Raw genomic sequence first — 209 nt, forward strand, 5'->3', positions numbered from 1 at the left:
GAGGCCGATGCCGAGCTTGCCGGCGGCAATGGGCCGGCCATCGTCGTCACCGCCAGCTCCAATTGGCATCCGGGCATCGTCGGCCTGCTCGCCTCGCGGCTCAAGGACCATGCGCGCCGGCCCGCCTTCGCCATAGCCTTCAACGCCAATGGCGTCGGCACGGGGTCGGGCCGTTCGGTGTCGGGCTTCGACCTTGGCCGGCTGGTGCG

General features: G+C 71.3%; 1 protein-coding gene. It reads left to right on the forward strand.

Going from position 1 to position 209, the window contains the following annotated elements:
* Positions 1–209: DHHA1 domain-containing protein (locus E5W87_RS28015; RefSeq protein WP_292404913.1), on the forward strand; the 209-nt coding region annotated here is incomplete at both ends.

This window comes from Mesorhizobium sp. (genome assembly GCF_004962925.1).
Taxonomy (GTDB): domain Bacteria; phylum Pseudomonadota; class Alphaproteobacteria; order Rhizobiales; family Rhizobiaceae; genus Mesorhizobium.